The 21,037-nt window shown below is 59.4% G+C and carries 16 protein-coding genes and 3 pseudogenes; 16 read left to right on the top strand and 3 right to left on the bottom strand.

The features are described 5' to 3' along the window. A pseudogene (locus EOA86_RS00960) lies at nt 1–399 on the top strand (ATP-binding protein); the annotation flags it as partial. Between the two features lie 300 nt (nt 400–699). On the opposite strand, the gene EOA86_RS00965 reads toward EOA86_RS00960, so the two are convergent. Continuing rightward, nucleotides 700–1,872, bottom strand: a complete 1,173-nt coding sequence (locus tag EOA86_RS00965) for an IS110 family transposase (protein WP_128340448.1) — start codon at nt 1,870–1,872, stop codon at nt 700–702. A gap of 225 nt (nt 1,873–2,097) precedes the next feature. On the opposite strand from EOA86_RS00965, the pseudogene EOA86_RS00970 reads away from it, so the two are divergent. The 15 genes and pseudogenes from EOA86_RS00970 to EOA86_RS01040 all read left to right on the top strand — a co-directional run. Beyond that, a pseudogene (locus tag EOA86_RS00970) lies at nt 2,098–2,731 on the top strand (malate synthase G); the annotation flags it as partial. A 68-nt stretch (nt 2,732–2,799) separates the two neighbouring features. After that, nucleotides 2,800–2,961 (top strand): nitrilase-related carbon-nitrogen hydrolase, encoded by a 162-nt coding sequence (locus tag EOA86_RS41095; protein ID WP_164891516.1) that lies wholly within the window; start codon nt 2,800–2,802, stop codon nt 2,959–2,961. After that, a complete protein-coding gene (locus tag EOA86_RS00980) occupies nt 2,958–3,251 on the top strand; it encodes a nitrilase-related carbon-nitrogen hydrolase (protein WP_128340449.1) in 294 nt (97 codons plus the stop codon). The genes EOA86_RS41095 and EOA86_RS00980 overlap by 4 nt, the downstream gene beginning before the upstream one ends. A 702-nt stretch (nt 3,252–3,953) precedes the next feature. Beyond that, the gene (locus tag EOA86_RS00985) at nt 3,954–5,546 is read left to right on the top strand and encodes an ABC transporter substrate-binding protein (RefSeq protein ID WP_128340450.1); all 1,593 of its coding nucleotides are present in this window, start codon (nt 3,954–3,956) and stop codon (nt 5,544–5,546) included. A 274-nt stretch (nt 5,547–5,820) separates the two neighbouring features. Then, the gene (locus tag EOA86_RS00990; protein WP_128340451.1) at nt 5,821–7,317 is read left to right on the top strand and encodes a M81 family metallopeptidase; all 1,497 of its coding nucleotides are present in this window, start codon (nt 5,821–5,823) and stop codon (nt 7,315–7,317) included. An 891-nt stretch (nt 7,318–8,208) separates the two neighbouring features. Next, a complete protein-coding gene (locus EOA86_RS00995; RefSeq protein WP_128340452.1) occupies nt 8,209–8,484 on the top strand; it encodes a hypothetical protein in 276 nt (91 codons plus the stop codon). Nucleotides 8,485–8,629: 145 nt separating this feature from the next. Further along, nucleotides 8,630–9,082: an Lrp/AsnC family transcriptional regulator gene (locus EOA86_RS01000; RefSeq protein WP_128340453.1), complete on the top strand. Its 453-nt coding sequence runs from the start codon at nt 8,630–8,632 to the stop codon at nt 9,080–9,082. Nucleotides 9,083–9,289: 207 nt separating this feature from the next. After that, entirely contained in the window at nt 9,290–10,237 is a 948-nt protein-coding gene (locus tag EOA86_RS01005; RefSeq protein WP_164891517.1) for an aminotransferase class IV, read from the top strand. 420 nt (nt 10,238–10,657) lie between these two features. Continuing rightward, the gene (locus tag EOA86_RS01010; RefSeq protein WP_128340455.1) at nt 10,658–11,842 is read left to right on the top strand and encodes a glycine C-acetyltransferase; all 1,185 of its coding nucleotides are present in this window, start codon (nt 10,658–10,660) and stop codon (nt 11,840–11,842) included. A gap of 512 nt (nt 11,843–12,354) precedes the next feature. Beyond that, nucleotides 12,355–13,962 carry an ABC transporter substrate-binding protein gene (locus EOA86_RS01015; RefSeq protein ID WP_128340462.1) on the top strand — a complete coding sequence of 536 codons (1,608 nt, stop codon included), beginning with the start codon at nt 12,355–12,357 and terminating at the stop codon, nt 13,960–13,962. Beyond that, the gene (locus EOA86_RS01020; protein ID WP_128340456.1) at nt 13,962–14,903 is read left to right on the top strand and encodes an ABC transporter permease; all 942 of its coding nucleotides are present in this window, start codon (nt 13,962–13,964) and stop codon (nt 14,901–14,903) included. Before EOA86_RS01015 ends, EOA86_RS01020 begins: the two co-directional genes overlap by 1 nt. 1 nt (nt 14,904) lies before the next feature. Next, the gene (locus EOA86_RS01025; RefSeq protein WP_128340457.1) at nt 14,905–15,786 is read left to right on the top strand and encodes an ABC transporter permease; all 882 of its coding nucleotides are present in this window, start codon (nt 14,905–14,907) and stop codon (nt 15,784–15,786) included. 1 nt (nt 15,787) lies between these two features. Next, nucleotides 15,788–16,795: an ABC transporter ATP-binding protein gene (locus EOA86_RS01030; RefSeq protein WP_128340463.1), complete on the top strand. Its 1,008-nt coding sequence runs from the start codon at nt 15,788–15,790 to the stop codon at nt 16,793–16,795. Next, nucleotides 16,792–17,841 carry a dipeptide ABC transporter ATP-binding protein gene (locus tag EOA86_RS01035; RefSeq protein ID WP_128340458.1) on the top strand — a complete coding sequence of 350 codons (1,050 nt, stop codon included), beginning with the start codon at nt 16,792–16,794 and terminating at the stop codon, nt 17,839–17,841. Before EOA86_RS01030 ends, EOA86_RS01035 begins: the two co-directional genes overlap by 4 nt. Before the next feature lie 58 nt (nt 17,842–17,899). Further along, complete coding sequence (locus tag EOA86_RS01040) at nt 17,900–19,291, top strand: CapA family protein (RefSeq protein ID WP_128340459.1); 1,392 nt, start codon at nt 17,900–17,902, stop codon at nt 19,289–19,291. A 667-nt stretch (nt 19,292–19,958) separates the two neighbouring features. Here the strand turns inward: EOA86_RS01040 and EOA86_RS01045 are convergent. After that, nucleotides 19,959–20,744 carry a crotonase/enoyl-CoA hydratase family protein gene (locus tag EOA86_RS01045; RefSeq protein ID WP_128340460.1) on the bottom strand — a complete coding sequence of 262 codons (786 nt, stop codon included), beginning with the start codon at nt 20,742–20,744 and terminating at the stop codon, nt 19,959–19,961. Then, nucleotides 20,741–21,037, bottom strand: a pseudogene (locus tag EOA86_RS01050) (hydroxymethylglutaryl-CoA lyase); the annotation flags it as partial. The pseudogene EOA86_RS01050 and the gene EOA86_RS01045, both read right to left, overlap by 4 nt.

A 21,037-nucleotide genomic window follows, 5' to 3' on the forward strand; every position in this document is an offset into this window, starting at 1 on the left:
GGCAAGTCGCATCTGGCGATCGCAATCGCCCGCGCCCTCATCCGTGGTGGAGCACGCGGACGCTTCTTCAACGTCGTCGATCTGGTCAACCGCCTCGAGACCGAGCACCGTGCCGGCAATCAGGGGCGCATCGCCGACTACCTCACCCGGCTCGACTTCGCCGTGCTCGACGAACTCGGCTATCTGCCCTTCGCGCAGGCCGGCGGACAGTTGCTCTTCCACCTGATCAGCTGGCTCTACGAACGGACCTCCATCATCGTCACCACCAATCTCGCCTTCGGCGAGTGGCCGGCCGTCTTCGGCGACGCCAAGATGACCACGGCGCTGCTCGACCGGCTCACCCATCACTGCGAGATCATCGAGACCGGCAACGAGTCCTGGCGCTTCAAGAACCGATCTCAAAGCTCACATGAGGAGTTTGGCGTCAAGACATGGAGGCCCTCCGTCCGGCCATCGGATTCCATGGGTCTGAGCCTTGCGCCTGACGCGGCTTTCCTTGCCGGTTCAAACTCACATACGGTCGCCACGGTCGCGGCAGCACCATCATTCCGCTTGCGTTGCGGTAAGGCTCAGGAGGACGTGACCATTCTAAAGCGCGGCGTTTTTTGGAGCCATACTTTGAGCCGGTTCGCCCACCTGGATCCGCCAGGATTGATCAGTCCTGGAAGATTTCGAGAACGGGTTGATGCGGTGCGTTTGTCATGCCGCCTTCATCACGGCCCCGTCGATTACGACGCCGAACCTGACGTACTTCCAGAGTGCGACGAGCAATTTTCTGGCGAGAGCGACGATGCTGCTTTTCTTATGGCGTCCACCATCTGACTGGACGCGCTGAAAGAACCATTCGCTCAGCGCCGAAGACGGCTGATTGCGCAGCCACAGCCAGGCTAGCTGGATCATTGTCGTTCGCAGTCGGGGATTGCCTGCTTTTGACACGCCTTGTTCCCGGTCAATCGTCCCGCTCTGCCAAGGCGTGGGCGCCAATCCCGCGTAGGCGGCAACCTGCCTGCGATTGTCAAAATGACGCGCTAACCCCTCGGTGCAAAGAACGGCCGCGATCTCCGCCCCTACTCCCTTGATGGCGCACAACATCGCGGCCGGTGTTGTTGCGGGGTTGCTTTCATCGGCTGCGCTCACCAGCAGGTCACGCTCCTGCTCAACGACAGCAATATGGTCGAGCAGCAGCTCGAGTCGATCGAGTTCGCGGACGATCTGTGCCTTGAGATGAGGAGGCAAGGCCCTGCCGTCGCCGGTCCGGAGCTCTTCGAGCCGCATGCGTCTGTCCATTCGTAGCGGCTGGTATCCACCAATGCCTTGGGCAAAGAGCAGACCCTTGATGCGGTTGACGTGTTCAACCCGTTCAGCGATGAGGACGCGTCGCTCGCGACATATGCGTCGCCGGTCCTCCTCTTGCCGGCTCGGCACCCTGACCATCGCACAAACGCGAGGCTCACCACGCTTGAAGGCGAGCAGCGCACGCACCAGCGTCTCGCCATCGATCTTGTCGGTCTTGGCCCGCCGACCGCGGCGTGACGCGGCAATTGATGCTGCGTCGACAATATGACTTTCGATGCCATGGTCCTGCAGAACCCGATGAATCCAGAACCCATCAAGCCCTGCCTCCTGGATCGTAACAATGGGAAAGACGCGACCAGTACGGTAGCGCGCCTTCCCCTGAAGATGCGTGAAGCGACAAAGCAAATTGTCGATGTCGCCGCCGCGAACCGAATGCTTCGACATCTTCTCACCGCTGCCCGGCGACAACGACGTGACCAACCATGTAGCCCGGCTCAGCTCGAGGGAGACAAAGATCGCGCCCAGATCTGTGCGGATCGCGGTGGCACTGTCGTACTGGCTTTGGGGAGCATGCATGGTCGTCTCCTGGTGAGTGATTGTGCAACCACACTTTTGCAGAGCGCCGGGCGCGGTTCACGCCTCATGGAATCTAAAGCCGGGGGAGCCTAACCAACGCGCCCGACCGGGCTGCACAACCCCGACCAGTTCCACCCGGTCGGGCGCTCACTGTCGTGCACTACAAGGGGGGGTCAAAATTGGACGCCGATTCGGGGTCAGTTTTGCGCGCCGATTGACACCTCAAGGAGTGCATCCGCGCCGCCAAAGGAGCGGGTGGTGTTCATCAACAGCGGCTTTTTGGACCGCACCGGCGACGAGATCCACACTTCCATGGAAGCGGGGCCGATGATCCGCAAGGGCGAAATGAAGCAGTCGGCCTGGATCGCGGCCTACGAGAACTGGAATGTGGACGTCGGCCTCGCCCGCGGGCTCGCGGGACGCGCCCAGATCGGCAAGGGCATGTGGGCGATGCCCGACCTGATGGCGGCCAGCTGGAGCAGGAGATCGGGCATCCGAAGGCCGGGGCCAACACGGCATAGGTGCCGTCGCCGACCGCGGCGACGCTCCACGCCACGCACTATCACCGCGTCGATGTACATGCGGTGTAGGAGAGCCTGAAGAGCCGTAAGCGCGCCAGTCTGGACGATATGCTTTCCATCCCGGTAGCGGTGCTGCCCAATTGGGCGCCAGAAGCTATGCAGAAGGCAACAACTGCCAGGGCATCCTCGGCTATGTTGTGCGCTGGATCGAGCAGGGCGTCGGCTGCTCCAAGGTGCCCGACCTCGACGAGGTCGCGCTGATGGAGGACTGCGCCACGCTGTGCGTTTCCTCGCAGCACATCGCGAACTGGCTGCATCACGGGGTTTGCACGCGCGATGCTGATGGTTCCTACCTTGGCAAGTACCGGAAGATCCCCATCCCGACGATCTGATCAATCGGGAGAAGTTGTACTTCAGGTCCGGCAATCTTGGTTTTCCGGTTTTCGATACTGCGTTCGGCCGGGTAGGTGTCTATATCTGCTACGATAGGCATTTTCCGGAAGGCTACCGCGCGCTCGCTCTCGGCGGCGCCGAGATTGTCTTCACTCCGTCCGCGACAGGACCATGAAGCGTTACACCTGGGATCTGGAAGTAAACGCCGCAGCCGTCGCCAATGGCATCTTTGTCGGCGCTATTAACCGCGTCGGCAATGAGCCGTGGAAGGTGGGGAAGTTTTACGGAAACAGCTTTTTCGCCGGGCCACGGGGCGAGACAATTGTTCAAGGCGGGGACGAGGATGAATTGGTCGTAGCCGACCTGGACACTGGTTTGCTACGCGTGGAAAGACATCATTGGCAGTTCTTCCGCGACCGGCGGCCGGATGCTTATCTGCCTCTTTGCCAACACGACCTCATGTGAGGCGATCCGGGTGACGAAAGCGGTGATCGAACAGGAACGCTCGTAGGGCGCGCAGTGCCATATCGAACGATCGGACATGCAGGCTGGGCATGTTCAGGGGCCGTAGCCTCGCACGTGAGTTCGACGTGGCTGAGGGCGTCATGATGTGCTGTCGCCCTCATGGGACGTTTCCACTAAGAGTCTGCGCACAATAAGCAGGGCCGGCCGCAATAGGGTATGATCATCGACGAATTGCGCTCCTATGGTGGTGAAACGCCAACTCCTTGACTTGCACGGTCTGCCGGAAAGGGCGTGTTGGCCGCACGCGCCACAAAGGGCGTGTTGGCCGCACGCGCCACATTTCAAACAGCGTGACAACGTTCCCGCCTGCCTGTGCCCGACCTGCGGCGGGTGAAAGCCGGCCGGATTGGCCGACGAGCGCGCTCCTCGAAAGGTCCCGCTCCAATGGTCGTGTCTGCGACCGATGATCAAGCTGCCGTGCGGCCCTCAGGAGCGGAGTCATTTCACACCGCGTCACTTTTGCAGCCCGAATTTCAGCAGCCGGCACACTTTGGAGCAAACTCATCCCCCCTGGTGCTACCGTCCCGCAAATGCCGCCGCCCGCTTGTTAAAAAGATTGGCGGGACCTTGGCTTTGGACGACGGCAGGACGAGTTGGCGCAGATCAGCCGCGAAACTGTTTAATATGGGAGGAAAATAAAACATGACACTCTCACGCCGCAATCTCATTAAGATGGGCATGGCCGCTGGAACGGCTGCGTCAATCCCCTCAGTTCTACGGGCACAGACGGTGCCAACTGATGCTCGGACGGTACGTCTGGTGAGGGAGAACCTGACCAACTTCGATCCGTACTATACAACATCCACATTCACAACCGACCACGCGTTTGCGATATACGACATGCTGTTCTCGCTCGACTCCAAGTTTACGCCGCAGCCGCAAATGGTGGGGAAGTGGGGTATTTCCGATGACAAGAAGACCTATACATTCGAGCTCCGGGACGGCTTGGGCTGGCACGACGGCACTCCCGTCACCGCAGCGGACTGCGTGGCCTCGATCCGGCGCTGGGGCCAGACTTCCGGCGGGCGTCTGGTCATGGAGCGTGCAGAGGATATTTCGAAAAGAGACGACAAGACGTTCACCATCGCGCTCAAGGAACCGCTGGGGCTGCTGATCGATCTGCTGGCAACCACAAATTATCCGCTATTCATCATGCGAGAGAAGGACGCAGAGCATCCTATAACCGAGCAGGTGACGGCGAACATCGGATCGGGACCGTTCAAGTTTAACCATGATCTTGCGAAGCCTGGTGCGAGCTTCACTTACGACCGCAACGAAAAATACGAACCGCGGAGTGAGCCCCCCGACGGGTTCGGCGGTGGAAAGGTCGTCAAGGTCGACCGCGTCATCTGGGAAGTTATCGCCGATGGACAGACCGCGCTCGCGGCCTTGCAGGCCGGTGAGGTTGATTTCGTGTCAGACCCGCCGGCCGATCTATACTCTGTGATTGAGGGGGATCCCAACCTTGCGCTGCAGGTACTGGACAAGGGCCAGGACATGTTCTTGCGCATGAATTGTTTGCAGAAGCCCTTTGACAATGTGAAGGCGCGTCAAGCGATGCTTCACCTGATCGATCAGGAGGCTTTTCTGCGCGTCATTTCCCCGGATGCAAAATACGGCCGTAGCCTCGCGTCGCTGTTTGGGGCCGATACGCTCTATACCAACGTCGAAAACACGGGATGGTACAAGAAGGGCGGCGACCCCGAAAAGGCCAGACAGCTTTTCAAGGAGGCCGGATATGCCGGCGAGAAGGTCGTCATTCTCCAACCCACGACCTGGGCAGCGGCCAGTGATGCCTCTCAGCTTCTGGCGGATACTTTGCGCAAGGTCGGGGTTAATGCTGAGCTTGCGCCAAGCGACTGGAGCGCCCTTGTCGCGCGCCGCGCGAAGAAGGGCCCCGTTGAGGATGGGGGCTGGAGCATCTTCATCACGAGCGTTTCCGATTTCGGCCTGACCGTCCCCCACACTGCAGCCTACTTAACCGCGAATGGCGAAGAGGGCTGGTTTGGCTGGCCCAAGAACGACGAATACGAGGCGCTCCGGGTCAAATGGGCTGATGCCGGAACACTGGAAGAGCGCCAGGCCCTGGCTCGAGAGATGCAACGGATTTGGTGGGACTTCGTCGGCTTCGTCTTTTTAGGTCAAGTCGTGTCGCCAATTGCCCGACGCAAGTCGCTCACCGGTCTGATTGGCGTTCCAGATTACTTCCTTATGTGGAACATCCAGAAAGCGTGATTCGCTGGCTGCCCGCGTACTTCGTTTGCTAGTCGGAGGTCTTTATCTCGCTGCTCTTGAGGCCGGCTTTTAGGAACCGGCCACCAACGGCGACGCCACATGGATCGCCGCATCTCTAGGAACAGCTGTGACTCACGTGAAAGTCCAGGAGTTGCGATCGCAGCGCGAGCATTGGCGCTTAGAATGATGACCCTGGTCTATGGTGGGTCAGTTTGGCGGTCCTTGGCGCTGCCTTCCGTAACTTATTCTCCCTTCGTACCCCGGAGACATTCCCATGAGCTATCGCATCCTCACGGGCGAGATCGAAAACGAGGCAAACACTTTCAGCAAGGTGCCGACCACGCTTGAGCGATTCCGCGCCGGCACCCTGCTGTTGGGCGACGAGATCCCGCCGGCGCGACGGGGCACGCGCACTGCACTGGGAGCGGTGTTCGAGGCGGCGGAGAAATTCGGCTGGGCACTTTCCCACCCACTCGCGGCTAGTGCCACCCCTGGAGGGGTGGTGACGAAGGAAGCTTTTGAGCAGCTTTGCGCCTGGTTTCTGGCCGGCGCCGAAGGCTGCGATGGCGCGCTTATCAACTTGCACGGCGCTATGGTGGCTGAGGATTGCGAGGATCCAGAAGGCGAAATCCTCGCCCGGCTGCGCGCCGCGCTCGGGCGTGACGCGCCAATCATTGCCACGCTCGACCTGCACGCGAACGTCACGGAGAAGATGGCGGCAAATTCCTCGGCGCTAATCGCCGTGCGCACCTACCCTCATATCGACTACTATGAACGCACTTGGCAGGGTGCCAAGCTGCTCGACCGCGCCCTGCGCGGCGAAATCCGCCCCCGCACTGTCATCGCGAAGCGCCCTATGATGGGCGGTCTCGACTCGGGGCGCACACAGAGTGGTCCGATGCGCGAGCTTATCGACCGCGGCGAGGCCCTTGAGGCCTCTGGCGAGGCCCTCGTGGTTAGTGTTTGCGCTGGGTTTCGGATGAGCGACATATACGATGTCGGACCCAGCGTCACCGTCACCGCCGATGGCGACACCAGTGACGCGCAGCGCATCGCCGAGGAATTTATGGATTTTGCGTGGGAGACACGCAATTTTGTCTCCGCGCGAGACACTCCTATCAGCGTCGCCGAGGCGGTGGACAGGGCCAAAGCCGGCGAGGTTTGCGCCGACAAGCCTCTGTTGCTCGCCGATATCAGCGACAATCCCGGTTCCGGTGCTTATGGCGACTCGACGGATCTGCTACGCGCGATGATCGCGGCCGACCTCCAGAATGCGGCCTTCCATGCGATCTTCGATCCGGCAGCTGTGCGGGCTGGAATGACCATTGGCGTCGGCAACAAGGGGAGCATCCTGCTCGGCGGCAAGCACGCCCCCGAGATGGGCGGGGGGCCGCTCGAGGTTAAGGCGCAGGTTGTCTCTATCACCGACGGCCGCTTTCGCTGCTACGGGCCTTCCTTTCTTGGTGGAGGCGCATGGCGCAGCTTCGGGCCGAGCCTGATGCTGCGCGTGGGCGGCATCGAAGTCGCCGTAATCTCTAGGCCGGAACAAGCGGTAGACGTCGCCCAACTCACTTCCCTGGGCATCGACCCACTCCACTGCGCGACCATAGCGCTAAAGTCTTATCATCATTTCCGCGCGGCGTTCGAACCGATCGCGCGCGAGGTCGTCGCGGTCGACGGCGGCGGATTGGATTCCCCGGTCTTCATCCGCAAGGCATTCTACCGCCATGTCCGCCGCCCGATCTGGCCGCTCGACGAGATCGAGGTCTAAGTCGTACGCTGAGAAGTTTCACGCCACGTCGCTTTGTGGAGCAGTATTTCGGCAGTCGACCCATTGTGGCGGAAACATTTCTACGCCAGATATTAGCATCCGGTACGGATGGTAATGGACGTTGCTCTAACCGCGTTCGATCCAATCTTTACAACATCTGGCCCCACCCAGACCCATGTTGTCCGTCTATCAACACGCTCTTCGCGCTCGGCTCCAAGATATTGGCGCGTCCCGAAGTGGTGGGGAATTGGCTCCGACGACAAGAAGGCATATACGCGCGAGCTCCGGATGGTTTGGGCTGGCAATACGGCACATCCGTGACAGCGGCAGACTGTGTGGCCTCGATCCGTCCAAATTAGCGGGTGTCGGAACGCTCGAACGCTCGACGACCGGAAGGAAATTGCTCGCAAAATGCAACGTATTGGTTGGGCTTAGTAGCGGACGTGGGCTTGGGTCAAATCATCTCGCCAGTTGCCCGTGGAAAGACACTCACCGGGTTAGTCGAGATGCCACAGCGTTTCGGAATGTGGAACATACAAAATGCCTGAGGACAATGGCGGCCTCAACTACACGTAGATTGCTTCGACCATCGCCGCCCTGGTGATGGTCGGATCTTCGTCCTTCCTACTTCTTAGGCCGGCGCTCGCCCGGACGTCTATCAACTCCGGTGACACCGGCCACGCTACAGATGATCGCGGCATCCGCGAGGAGGATCGTATTGGTCGCGATGTTATTCGCCGCTCGGGCGGGTGTCGCTCCCACCCGAGAAGTTGCTCAGAGGGATGGTTGCAACAAGCGTTCTATTTGATGGGTGATTCCCCGGCCACTGCTGACATAACTTGAAAAAGTAGGATCTGCCCACAAAACGCATGATCATCGAATCTTGCTCTCATGGAATCCACGAGTGCACGGGCGAGCGAACAAGCCCGGTTTCGCCCTCACGCGGCAAAATTGCTAACAAACGTTACAACGCCAGTTGAAGTCGTCCCTGGGCAGCGCGCAGATGCCGCGCGCCGCAAATTTGTTCCGGTGCCGGCAACCGGTCACGCGATTGATCGTGCGACGTCAAATCGCCAAACCGACGGGCAACAAATCGACCGGCGCTCTATCCAGGAACGAACCACCGCGCTGCGCAGTTTGAATGTGGAGAAGTACGACCATAAATGAACCTCGGCTGGGTCGTTCGGGCGGCTCATTCCTGTCGTCGATGGCAAAAAATTGACAAAATTGTTTCAATTTTTCACGTATTATGCAATGAATGTAGCGCAGCCTGCGACGATTATTGAAATCATATCATTGCAGACGTTGTTCCATGGATGACCTAGATCGAAGGATCCTCACGGCTCTACAGAAGAACAACCGGCTCTCCTTTGCCGAGTTGGCGGAGTTGGTCGGTTCTTCGGCCGCATCTTGCATGCGTCGAGTGAACAAGTTGCGTGCAGATGGCGTGATTGTTGCCGACATCTCGCTGGTGGATCCGAAGGCTCTTGGCAAATCGCTTACCATTGTTGTCACGGTAGAGCTCGACCGTGAGCGTCTTGACCTTGTCGATGAATTCAAGCGCGCGATGCGGGCGGCCAAAGAGGTTACCCAGTGCTACATGGTTACGGGCGACGCCGATTTTGTGCTGATCGTGGCAGTTGAGGACGTCGAGGCCTTTGACGTCTTCGTCAAGACGAAACTCTACACCAATCCCAATGTCCGAAAATTCCGGAGCATGATTTCGCTCGATCGTGTCAAGTTCGAGCCGCGGGTTATGGCGTAGTGTTTAGTGGGCGCGGCTAAGCCATCAATCTAAGCCACTTTTTGAAACCGCCATTGCGCGTCCAGCATCAAATTGAGCTTTTTCGCCTGATCAACTGTGCAATCTAGAGGACGTAGTCCATCCAGCGTCAGGACGCCGTGAGTTGCCAATCGTTCGACGCGGGAAAAGCAACCGTACCGGCTTAAAGAAAAAAGAATGGCGCCCCCTATGACACAGCTTTCATCTGCGCTTCCAACTTTTGACGCGCATTACGTTGATCGACGGCGCTACCCGCACGGGGTTGCGTTCATGGACGGGCAATATCTGCCTATGTCCGAGGCCAAGATCTCCGTGCTTGATTGGGGTTTCCTGCACTCCGACGCAACCTACGACACGGTGCATGTCTGGAATGGCAGGTTCTTCCGGTTGAATTTGCATCTTGACCGTTTTTTGGGGGGCGTTGAACGGCTGCGAATGAAGCTTCCCTACGATCGCGAGAAGATCGCCTCGATCCTTGAGGATTGCGTCGCGCTGTCGGGCCACAAGTCGGCGTACGTGGAGATGATTTGCACGCGCGGTTCCTCGCCGACCTTCAGCCGCGATCCCCGCCAGGCGGAGAACCGCTTCATCGCGTTTGCTGTCCCATATGGATCGGTTGCCAACCCGGAGCAGCTAGAAAGAGGCTTGCACGTCGCGATCAGCGAGACGGTGCGCATCCCGCCCAATTCGGTCGATCCCTTGATCAAGAACTATCATTGGCTCGATCTCGTGAAGGGCCTCTTCGATGCTTACGACAGGGGGGCGGAGACAGCGCTGATCCTGGATACGAACGGACACATTGCGGAGGGGCCTGGCTTCAATGTGTTCATTGTCAAGGACGGTTCCTTAAGGACACCCGCTTTTGGGGTGTTGCCAGGCATAACGCGACGCACTGTCTTCGATCTTTGCGCCGAGATTGGTCTGTCCGTCTCGGCCGCTGATATCAGCCGTGCTGATATCAAAGCGGCTGACGAGGTATTCATCACGTCGACTGCCGGCGGCATCATGCCCGTGACTCGTATGGATGACGCCGCAATCGCTAGCGGGCACGTCGGGCCCATCACCCGCCGGCTGATTGATCTCTACTGGCAAAAGCACGATGATCCTGCATGGTCGACTGCTGTCATTTATCCGTGATCAAAAAGCCACGCGACAGTAGCTTGGCGGCCTCGTTCGCGGAGCTCTCACTGAGCTTTCATTATACAAGCTCCGAAATGGAGTGGGCCGTTTCGGCGGATGTCCTCCTCCTCGATTTGGTGGACTTCCGACCCTCATACCCGAAATCTTCGAACCACTCGACCGCCAGCTGTCGCAAAAAGAGTGCCCGGTCCGCAATGGTAGGGCGAATGTTCTGCCGTACCAGAACGCCTACCTGAATAGGCGGGCGGACCGTCGCGTTTTTCCTGAGATGATGATGCCGGTTTGCTCGTGGGCACAATCTCTGTTGGCTTTTGACGGCCTCGGCGCTGGCTACGTTCGCGACGACCTACGGTTGAGCGAACCGTCAGCTCGAAATGATCATACGCTTGTGTAGGCCGTCCTCCTGCGGAGTTGCCGATGAAGAATGCATTCATTGCCCATTTGTCAGCGGAACTGGCTATTTTGAAGTCCGCGGGACTCTACAAGTCCGAGCGGGTGATCACCTCGATGCAGTCTGCCGAAATCGAAGTTGCCGGTCAGAGAGTGTTGAATTTCTGCGCCAACAACTATCTCGGCCTTTCCGACAGCGAGGAGATTCGCGGGGCAGCCAGGGTTGCGCTCGACCGCTATGGTTACGGCATGGCTTCGGTGCGCTTCATCTGCGGCACGCAGGAGGAGCACAAGCAGCTCGAGGCAAAGATATCGAGTTTCCTCGGCATGGAGGACACGATCCTCTACGGTTCATGCTTCGACGCCAATGGCGGCCTGTTCGAGACGCTGCTTTCGGAAGAGGATGCCGTCATCTCGGACGCGCTCAACCACGCCTCGATAATCGACGGGGTGCGCCTTTCCAAAGCGAAACGCTTCCGCTACGCCAACAACGACATGGCGGCATTGGAGGAGGAGCTGAAGAAGGCTGAAGGCAGCCGTTTCAAGCTGATCGCAACCGACGGCGTTTTTTCGATGGACGGCATCATCGCCAACCTCCAGGGGGTGTGCGATCTGGCGGAAAAATACGATGCGATGGTGATGGTCGACGACAGCCACGCCGTCGGCTTCGTCGGCAAAAACGGCCGCGGCTCGGCTGAGCATTGCGCAGTAGAGGGCAGGGTGGACATCATCACCGGTACGCTCGGAAAGGCGCTGGGTGGCGCGTCAGGCGGCTATACGAGCGGCAAACGGGAGGTCGTCGACTGGCTGCGTCAGCGCTCGCGGCCCTATCTCTTCTCCAACACGCTGATGCCCGCGATCGCGGCGGCCTCACTCAAGGTGTTCGACATCATCGAGGGAGGCGACGCACTACGGCAGCGCCTTTATGAGAATGCCGCGCGCTTCCGCTCCGGGATGACGAAGGTGGGATTCACGCTTGCCGGCGCCGATCATCCGATCATCCCGGTGATGCTGGGTGACGCCGCGCTGGCGCAACGGATGGCGGAGATGATGCTGGAGCGCGGCATCTATGTGATCGGCTTCTCCTTCCCCGTCGTGCCCAAGGGCCAGGCGCGGATCAGGACGCAGATGTCGGCCGCGCATTCAACCGAGGATATCGACCGTGCAGTGGAGGCATTTACTGAGGTAGGCAGGAAATTGGGAACCATCTGACGTTGAACATGACGAAGCGCGTTAACGGCGCGAAAGGCGTTGGGCTTACCGAGCGTCAAGAAATCGATGTCGAGCATGTCTGCCGCGCATTTCTTCATTTCTGTTGGCAAGGCCGTTTTTGGCTCAACATCCATACGGGTCAAGGCCACTAGGTGCGAGGGGTGCGATCCTTGGCGCAGAAGAAATTGCTAGGGCATCTGACTCTTCCCAAGGGAGAGCATGCCGCCGAGCCGGGGCCAAATTTCCGAGCTAATTACCCGTCTGCGACTGAGGATCAGTTTCCGTGGAAGGGAGGCCAGGTATTTCATACCTGGCAGTTCTGTGGGGTCTCCATTGCAGCAATCTCTGCATTTTGGCGAAAATCGTGCTTGGCCCGGTGCTACCAATTCGAAATAGCCACCGCCCGATCAGGCTGTTGTTGAAAACGACAGGCAAATCCTTCGGTGGTGGCACCGACAAAGCTCAAGAGCGCGCATCAATCGCGCCACAAGCTGGAAAAGGGGAGCATGAACATGGCAATCTCTCGACGCAACCTCATCAAAATGAGCATGGCCGCTGGAGCGGCTTTATCAAGCCCATCGATCCTGCGGGCGCAGACAACCCCAAGCGACGCGCGGACCGTCCGCTTGGCATGGGGGGACATTACCGTCTTTGATCCAATCTTTACCACGACCGATCCTACGCAAGCTCACGGCCTTGCCATATACGATACCCTATTCGCGCTTGACTCTGCGCTGAAGCCGCAGCCGCAAATGGTTGGGAAATGGGGCGTTTCCGATGATAAGAGAACTTACACCTTTGAACTCCGAGATGGACTGGCCTGGCACGACGGCACGCCCGTCACCGCGGCCGACTGTGTCGCCTCGATTCGCCGCTGGGCACAGGTAGCTCCTGGCGGACAATTGCTCATGGAGCGTGCAAAGGATATCTCAAGAAAGGACCACAAGAGCTTCACTATAACACTCAAGGAACCGCTAGGAATATTACTCGATATGCTGGGAGGAGTTGCCGCTCCGGTTGCGTTCATGATGCGCGAAAAGGATGCGGGCCGCCCTGCAACCGAGCAGGTCACCACGAGTATTGGGTCGGGACCGTTCAAATTCAATGAAGCTCTTGCCAAGCCCGGGGCGAGCTACACCTACGACCGGAATGAAAAGTACGTGTCCCGGGGCGAGCCGTCGGATGGACTCGCCGGCGCGAAGATCGTCAAGGTCGATCGGGTCATTTGGAACAATATCGCCGATCAGCAGACTGCTTTAGCGGCGTTGCAGACAGGTGAAATTGATCTGCAGACATACGCGCCCGCTGATCTCTATCCTGTCATTGAGAATGATCCTAATCTGGCACTTCAGGTTCTGAATAAGTCAGGCAACGACTTGTGCCTTCGCATGAACCATCTGCAAAAGCCGTTCGACAATGTAAAGGCACGCCAAGCGATGCTTCACCTGATTGACCAGGAGGCATTCCTGCGCGTTACGGCACCCGATCCGAGGTTTGGCCATCCGGTCACTTCGATATTTGGGAACAGTACGCCCTATTCGAATGACGAAAATACTGGCTGGTTCAAGAAAGGAGGCGATCCGGAAAAGGCCAAGCAACTGTTCAAGGAAGCCGGATACGCCGGCGAGAAGGTCGTAATCCTCGATCCCACGAGCTGGGCTCAGGCCCACGCAGCTTCCCAGCTGCTGGCCGCTACGCTGCAGAAGATTGGTATCAATGCGGAACTTGCGCCGAGCGACTGGGGCGGTGTTGTCGCTCGTCGAGCCAACAAGGGGCCCGTTGAAAGCGGCGGCTGGAGCATCTTTATCACGGACGATCCTGACTACGTCCAAGGCGACCCGAATACGGCGGTCTTCCTCAATGCAGGAGACAACGCCTGGTTCGGGTGGCCGAAGAGCGAGGAGTATGAAGCACTTCGAGCCAAGTGGCCGGACATCGCGAGCCTCGAAGAACGCAAGGCCTTGGCCCGCCAAATGCAACGTGTTTGGTGGGATTTCGTCGGCGATGTCAGACTAGGCCAGATTGTGAGTCCAATTGCGCGTCGCAAGACGCTAACTGGTCTCATTGAGGTACCGGCGATATTTTTCCCGTTTTGGAATATGCAGAAGGCTGCCGGCTAGTGGCGTCTTACGTCCTCCGCAGAGTGCTTTCGACCGTCGCCGTTATGGCGATGGTCGGGGCGTTCGTTTTCTTGCTTCTCAGGTTAGCGCCCGGTGATCCAGCTGCGATCATCGCGGGCAAGACGGCCACGGCCGAGATGATAGCCGGAATTCGCGAGAAGTTGGGCCTGAACGATCCCATGCCGGTTCAGTTTATCCGTTGGGTGCGCGATATGCTCGGCGGCGATTTCGGCACTTCCATTTTTGCCGGACGACCGGTTCTGGAGCTGATTTCGCAGCGGCTTGAACCGACCCTTTCGTTGTCCATCCTGACGATGATCCTGTCGGTGGCGGTTGGGGTCTCGTTTGGTATTCTTGCTGCGTGGCAAACTGGCGGTGTAGTGGACCGCCTTCTCACGGCCTTTTCGGCGGTTGGTTATTCCGTGCCGGTCTTTGTCACCGGCTATTTCCTCATCTACTTCTTGGCCATAAGGACGCACTGGCTGCCGGTTCAGGGTTATGTGCCCATCAAAGGTGGGCCCGGGCCATGGTTCGTGCACTTGGTCTTACCGACGGTAGCGTTAAGTTTAGGCTACATAGCATTCATCGGCCGAGTTACGCGGGCTAGCATGCTCGAGGTCCTGTCGGAGGACTATATGCGAACAGCTGCCGCCAAGGGCGCTTCCTCCTATGCCATGCTTTTCCACCATGCGTTGAGGAATGCCGGCGTCCCCGTCCTGACCGTCATCGGCATAAGCTTCGCCTATTTGATCGGCGGAGTCGTCCTTACGGAAACGGTGTTCAACATTCCGGGTATTGGTCGTCTGGTCGTCGATGCGATCAACAACCGAGATTATCCCATTATCCAAAGCGTACTCATCCTGGTCTCGGGGCTGTACGTCCTCATAAACCTCACGGTCGATCTGGCCTACACGCTGATCGATCCCCGCATCCGGTACTGACATGTCTCTCCTCTCCGCACCAGTCGAAGTTGTGCCAATGGGGCGGCTGCAGCTGTCCGATCTTCCCCGTCTGATGAAGCGGCACCCGCAGGTTGTGATGGGCGGTGGTTTCTTGGTGCTCCTGAGTATTCTGGCGCTGGCTGCCCCGCTCTACGCTGGCGATCCTGTCAACATGGATCCGTTCAAACGCCTCCAGCCACCTTCCTCCGAGATGTGGTTCGGAAGCGACAATCTGGGTCGGGACGTGCTTGCTCGAACGATTTTCGGCGCCCGCGTCTCACTCATGGTGGGATTGCTATCGGCAATGAGCGCAGCTTTGTGCGGGCTCCTGATCGGTCTCTTCGCTGGTTACAACCGCGGCTTCGACAACGTCATGATGCGGGTCATGGACGGACTGATGTCGATTCCGACGATTCTGCTCGCCATTGCGCTCATTTCGCTGACCGGCCCCGGGATAGGCATCCTCATTGTCGCCATCGCTATCCCCGAGACGCCCGCCGTGGCGCGGCTGGTTCGTTCAGTCGTTCTGAGCGTTCGCGAACGTCCTTACGTGGAGGCCGCGCTCTGCGGCGGCGCGCGGCTGCCGAAGGTGCTGTGGCGGCATATCCTGCCCAGCACCATTCCGCCTCTCATGGTCCAGGGTGCGATTGTCTGTGCCAGTGCGATCCTGACGGAGGCAGGACTAAGCTTCCTCGGCGTCGGGGTGCCGCCCGAGATTCCGAGTTGGGGCAACATGATCGCCAGTTCGCGCCTCTATCTCGCTATCTCCCCGATGACGATCTTCGCTCCCGGTATCTGCCTTGCGGTCACGGTCCTTGCAGTCAACCTGCTCGGTGACGGGCTGCGCGATCTATTCGATCCCCGCGGAAAGCGGAGACGCTGACATGCAAATGCACACAAACCCAGGCAGCGAGGTCCTTCTCGACGTGCGAGACCTCGAGACGCACTTTTACGGCGAAGAAAGCGTCACCCGGGCCCTGGGCGGCATCAGCTTCCAGGTAAAGAAGGCCGAAACGCTCGGCGTGGTTGGTGAGTCCGGTTGCGGGAAAAGCGTCACCGCCCTCTCGATCCTTCGCCTGTTGCCGAAGCTGACGGCCAGGACAGTCGGGGGTGAGGTGTGCTTTCACGGACGTGACTTGCTTGCGTTGTCCGATCGGGAGATGCGGCACATCCGCGGCAACAAGATCGCGATGATCTTTCAGGACCCCATGACGAGCCTAAACCCGGTCTACACGGTCGGCCGGCAGATCGCCGAGGCGGTGCAAATCCATACGCAAGCCTCCCGGTCCGATGCAATGACAAAGGCCGAAGAGATGCTCCGCCTTGTCCGCATCGCAGACCCTGAGCGACGTGTGAATAACTATCCGCACGAAATGTCGGGCGGCATGCGTCAGCGCGCCATGATTGCCATGGCGCTTGCCTGCTCACCGGAGCTGTTAATCGCCGACGAGCCCACGACTGCGCTCGACGTCACTATCCAGGCACAGATCCTGCGGCTCATTGGCGATCTGAAAGAGCGCACCGGAACGGCCGTCATGTTCATCACCCATGATCTTGGCGTTGTGGCCGAGACGTGCCAACGCGTTATTGTCATGTATGCCGGCCGGATCGTCGAGCAAGCGACTGTAACCGATCTGTTCGCGCGTCCGGCGCATCCCTACACCCGGGGCCTTATGCGCTCCGTGCCTGATCGACGGCGCGGTCGGCAGCGACGCCTTCCCGAAATCCCGGGTATTGTGCCAAGTCTGCGCGACCCAATCGTGGGCTGCAGCTTCGCGCCTCGCTGCCCATTCGCAATAGACATTTGCCGCGAAAAAACGCCCATACTTGATGATCTCGAGCCGGGTCACGCCGCGGCTTGCTGGCGCGCCAAGGAGGTGATGGGCGCATGAGCGGTCCTTTGCTGAAAGTCGAGAACCTGACCAAGCACTACCCGCTCGGTGCGGGAATCTTGAAGAAGACGATTCCGGTGGTTCGCGCCGTCGAGGATGTATCCTTTTCCGTCGAGGCGGGCGAGACACTCTGCATTGTCGGCGAATCCGGTTGCGGCAAATCTACCGTCGCGCGGCTCCTGATGCGGCTCACGGAGCCGACGAATGGGCGCGTGCTGATCGACGGGACCGACATTGCCGGTCTCAAGAAGCACGCGCTTCGGGCCGTTCGCCGGCGGATGCAAATGGTCTTCCAGGATCCTTACTCGTCGCTAAACCCGCGTCTCACGGCCGGACAGATCATCACGGAGCCCGTCGAGAATTTTGAGCGCCTCAGCCGGCGGCAGCGCGATGTGCTCGCGGCGGACCTTCTACAAAAGGTCGGAATGTCGCCCGAGATGAGGCACAGGCTTCCGTCTGAGTTGTCCGGCGGTCAGCGCCAGCGGCTAGGCATCGCGCGCGCCCTGTCTCTCAAGCCCTCGCTTATCATCGCCGATGAGGCGGTCTCGGCCCTTGACGTCTCCGTGCAGGCACAGATCTTGAACCTGCTCCTTGATCTTCAGCAGCAGATGGGCATCGCCTTCATCTTCATCTCGCATGACCTTGGTGTCGTAGAGCATATCGGACATCGCGTCGCGGTCATGTATTTGGGGCGCATCGTGGAAGTCGCGCCGTGCGAGGCCCTCTTCGCCAGGCCGGTTCACCCTTACACCGAAGCGTTGATAGCGGCAGCTCCGGTGCCGGATCCCACACAGGTTCGGCTCGAGGCGCCTGTCGAGGGTGAGGTACCAAGCCCTATTAATCCACCGAAAGGGTGCGCGTTTCACCCGCGCTGCCCCCTTGCGGTCGAGCGTTGCCGCATCGAAGTCCCACCCTTGGTGCCAATGCCAGACGGGCGCGTGGTGGCCTGCCATGTACGCGCTCCGGCCGCCGGCATTCCGGGACGGCTGGATGTGATGGGCAGCGCAGACCTTACACCAGTATTGGTAGACAATTCGGCGCTGTAGGCATCAAAAACGCGCATTCGCTGACCGCCAAAATCGCATCTGTGAAAAGTAGGGGATCATGGAGAGAGAGTCGCATTACAACAGTCACCCTCCAATCCATCAGGATGGAGGCTTTGATACCATCGGTTCACTTGCCACAAACGTCGAAGACGGCTTTACGATGGCGGCAGTTGGCGACCTTCTCTATGCGCGGCCAGTAACGAACGGACATTATCCTGGCTTGGCCGATGTTCTCAAGCTCTTTCAAGGGGCCGACGTTACTTTTGGCAACTTGGAAACCAACATCTTGGACGTTCAATCCAAAGGATGTCCGCAGGCGGAGTACGGCGGGGCCTATTGCATCAGCCACCCCGAGCTGGGATCTGACTTGAGGGCTATGGGCTTCAACATGCTCAGTCGTGCAAACAATCATACGCTCGACTGGGGCGTTGAAGGCATGCGTGATACGACTCGTGCGCTTGATAGGAACGGAATCATCCATGCGGGCGCAGGCGAAAATCTCGCACAAGCCGGGGCCGCCCGCTTCCTCGAGACGCCCCGCGGGCGTGTCGGGATGATGTCATTTGCCTCGACGTTCGGACGCATGGCTCGTGCATGCGATCCGGCAGGCGAGGCACCAGGCAGACCAGGTCTCAACCCCCTTCGTCTCACGAAGAGTATCATAGTTCCGCCGGAGATGCTCGAGACTTTGCGACAGGTCCGCGAAATGCTACCAGGCGACAAACCCGCCGTGAAGGATCCAAGCCGGGTGGTACTCGGCGGGATCATCTACAAAGCTGGAAACAAAGCCCACTACAGCTTCGAACCTAATCCGCATGACGTCGCCAACATCCTGCGGAACATTCGTCAGGGTAAGCAGTTCTCCGACTTCTGCATCGCCACGAACCACGGACACGAACCGGGCGAATGGAGCTTGGAGCCGGCTGACTACGAACAATCTTTTGCCCGCAACCTTATTGATGCCGGAGCGGACGCATATATTGTGCATGGACCGCATGTATTGCGAGGCATCGAGATCTATAAAGGGCGACCCATTTTTTACAGCTTGGGGAATTTCTTCTGTCAGGACCTACGGACCCCAGTAGGCGCTGACATGTATGAGGTATACGGCAAGGATCCGCGAGTCGATACGGACGCAGAGGTGACGGCTGACGAGGTGGCAAAAGGATACCCGACGGCAGAGGGATTAGTAGGCCCCCAATCCGGCGAGGAATTTTATGAAAGCGTTGTTGCCGTCAGCCGCTTTGAGCAGAATCAGCTTGCTGAATTGAAGTTGATTCCGATCGAGCTCCGTCGCTCGATGCGGTTTGCCAACCGAGGAGTTCCGCGCCTTGCTCCCGCTGCGCTGGCAGTGACCATCCTGGAACGCCTACGGGAACTCTCGAAGCCATTTGGAACCCGCATCGAGATTGAGAACGGCGTTGGATTGATCCGACTGCCGCTCAGCTAGACGGCCCAATCTTTGGTCAAGGGACGGAGAGAGGTCAATTTTTCGGCCGTCCTTGAGCCATGGGTCGCCGGAGCCACCGTGCTACGCTGAGGGACGGCCTTGTCGCCGAGTTCAGCGGCGGCGCGCCAGCCGCGAGACAACGGAGGCTGTGAAGCCGCGCCGAGAGGCGCGCGTTGGTCGACCAGGCGAGCGCGGCGGGGTCGTGACCGAGGTCGCCCAAGCAGTTCGGTGTAGCTCAGTCAGAGCCGGTATGCGTGGCGCAAGCGGATGGCTGGCGGCGAACTCGATAATAGGCGGCAAGCAGACCTCGTCTGGCGGAGAGGGTGAGCCGTCGGGACAGGTGGCGGACGCTATGAGTTGCTGTGAGCTTCTATGTATGGGCCTAGTTCTGGAACTAGAACCTTTCACATGATCGAAGCTGTTGCGGACCGCTGCTAGTCTAACTGCGTCGATGTGTGCCTGAAGGCCTATGGCTCATATTGCTGTGCGAGCCAGCGGCGATGCGTGTCTTGGCCGCGCGGGTGCATTCCTTAAGGTTTACTGTTCCTCACCGTGCCCAGTGCCTGGTCGGCCCGACTGAACAAATCCAGCGCGAAGGCGATATCCCCGTCGCGTTTGGCGTTCCTGGCTATTCGAGCGGCGAGCGACGAATAGCTTCCTACAAGCTTTATGCCTGCCAACGCGGCCTGCGACGATCGAAGAAGGCTGCGATACCTTCGGAGGCGTCACTCGTTTCCCACGTATCTGCCAGAAGAGCGACCGTCTCGTTAATGATCGCGTCATCGATTGCCGGCCCGAGTCGACGCGCGAGCGCCTTGGCGGCGGCGACCGCCTGCGGCGAGGCCGAGCAATAGTGCCGGACCTCGCCTTCGACCGCCGCATCCAAATCGGCCGGCGGCACGGCGCGCGCAACCAATCCGAGTTCGCAGGCTTCATTGGCGTTGAATATTCTGGCTGACATGAAGACCCGCCGCGCCCGGCCCTCTCCCATTCGAGCTAGCACATATGGAGAGATCGTCGCAGGGATGAGGCCGAGCCGGACCTCGGTGAAGCCGAATTTCGCAGTGTTGACGGCTACTGCAGCATCGCAGACGCTCGTCAGGCCGAGACCACCGCCGAATGCCTGGCCGTTAATGCGGCCGATCAGCGGCTTGGGCAGTTCGTTGAGCGCGCGAAGAACCAGCGCCAGCTTCCTCGCCTCAGCGATTCTTGCGTTGCGCGCGGCGGAGGCCTGTGCCCGCATCCAGCCGAGGTCGGCGCCAGCACAGAAGCTGTCACCCTCGCCCGTCAGAACCACCGCTCGCACCTTGACGTCATTGGCGAGCAGTTCGGCAGCGCCCGCGAGCTCCGCGATCATCCGTCCCGACAAGGCGTTGTGCTTGTCCGGGCGGGCGAGGGTCAGCGTAGCGACACCGATCTCGTCAGTCGTGACGCGGATGGTATTGAAGTTCATGGCCGCTCCTCTCTCAGGCGGCCCGCGAAACGTGCCGCCTCCTCCAGTCGCTCCAAATCGAGGCCGGTTTCATAACCCCTGCCGGCGAGCGCGGCAGCAACGGCGAGCGTGTCGGCATTCCCCCTAGCTCCGGGGGCAAAAGGGCAGCCGCCAAGGCCGCCGACCGTGGAGTCGAAGGTGCGCAGGCCTTTCTCCAGGCTCGCCAGAATGTTGTCGAGGGCGCGCCCCTTCGTGTCATGGAAATGTCCGGCAAGCCTTTCGGCCGGCACCTCTTGCAACACGGCATCTAGCAT

Source organism: Mesorhizobium sp. M5C.F.Ca.IN.020.32.2.1 (genome assembly GCF_004023105.1).
Classification (GTDB): Bacteria; Pseudomonadota; Alphaproteobacteria; order Rhizobiales; family Rhizobiaceae; genus Mesorhizobium; species Mesorhizobium wenxiniae.

What these genes read in the sequence shown, in the direction of transcription:
- EOA86_RS00965 (WP_128340448.1), bottom strand. Translation starts at nt 1,872, where the DNA reads ATGCATGCTCCCCAAAGCCAGTACGACAGTGCCACCGCGATCCGCACA.
- EOA86_RS00980 (WP_128340449.1), top strand. Translation starts at nt 2,958, where the DNA reads ATGAAGCGTTACACCTGGGATCTGGAAGTAAACGCCGCAGCCGTCGCC.
- EOA86_RS00985 (WP_128340450.1), top strand. Translation starts at nt 3,954, where the DNA reads ATGACACTCTCACGCCGCAATCTCATTAAGATGGGCATGGCCGCTGGA.
- EOA86_RS00990 (WP_128340451.1), top strand. Translation starts at nt 5,821, where the DNA reads ATGAGCTATCGCATCCTCACGGGCGAGATCGAAAACGAGGCAAACACT.
- EOA86_RS00995 (WP_128340452.1), top strand. Translation starts at nt 8,209, where the DNA reads ATGGAATCCACGAGTGCACGGGCGAGCGAACAAGCCCGGTTTCGCCCT.
- EOA86_RS01000 (WP_128340453.1), top strand. Translation starts at nt 8,630, where the DNA reads ATGGATGACCTAGATCGAAGGATCCTCACGGCTCTACAGAAGAACAAC.
- EOA86_RS01005 (WP_164891517.1), top strand. Translation starts at nt 9,290, where the DNA reads ATGACACAGCTTTCATCTGCGCTTCCAACTTTTGACGCGCATTACGTT.
- EOA86_RS01010 (WP_128340455.1), top strand. Translation starts at nt 10,658, where the DNA reads ATGAAGAATGCATTCATTGCCCATTTGTCAGCGGAACTGGCTATTTTG.
- EOA86_RS01015 (WP_128340462.1), top strand. Translation starts at nt 12,355, where the DNA reads ATGGCAATCTCTCGACGCAACCTCATCAAAATGAGCATGGCCGCTGGA.
- EOA86_RS01025 (WP_128340457.1), top strand. Translation starts at nt 14,905, where the DNA reads ATGTCTCTCCTCTCCGCACCAGTCGAAGTTGTGCCAATGGGGCGGCTG.
- EOA86_RS01030 (WP_128340463.1), top strand. Translation starts at nt 15,788, where the DNA reads ATGCAAATGCACACAAACCCAGGCAGCGAGGTCCTTCTCGACGTGCGA.
- EOA86_RS01035 (WP_128340458.1), top strand. Translation starts at nt 16,792, where the DNA reads ATGAGCGGTCCTTTGCTGAAAGTCGAGAACCTGACCAAGCACTACCCG.
- EOA86_RS01040 (WP_128340459.1), top strand. Translation starts at nt 17,900, where the DNA reads ATGGAGAGAGAGTCGCATTACAACAGTCACCCTCCAATCCATCAGGAT.
- EOA86_RS01045 (WP_128340460.1), bottom strand. Translation starts at nt 20,744, where the DNA reads ATGAACTTCAATACCATCCGCGTCACGACTGACGAGATCGGTGTCGCT.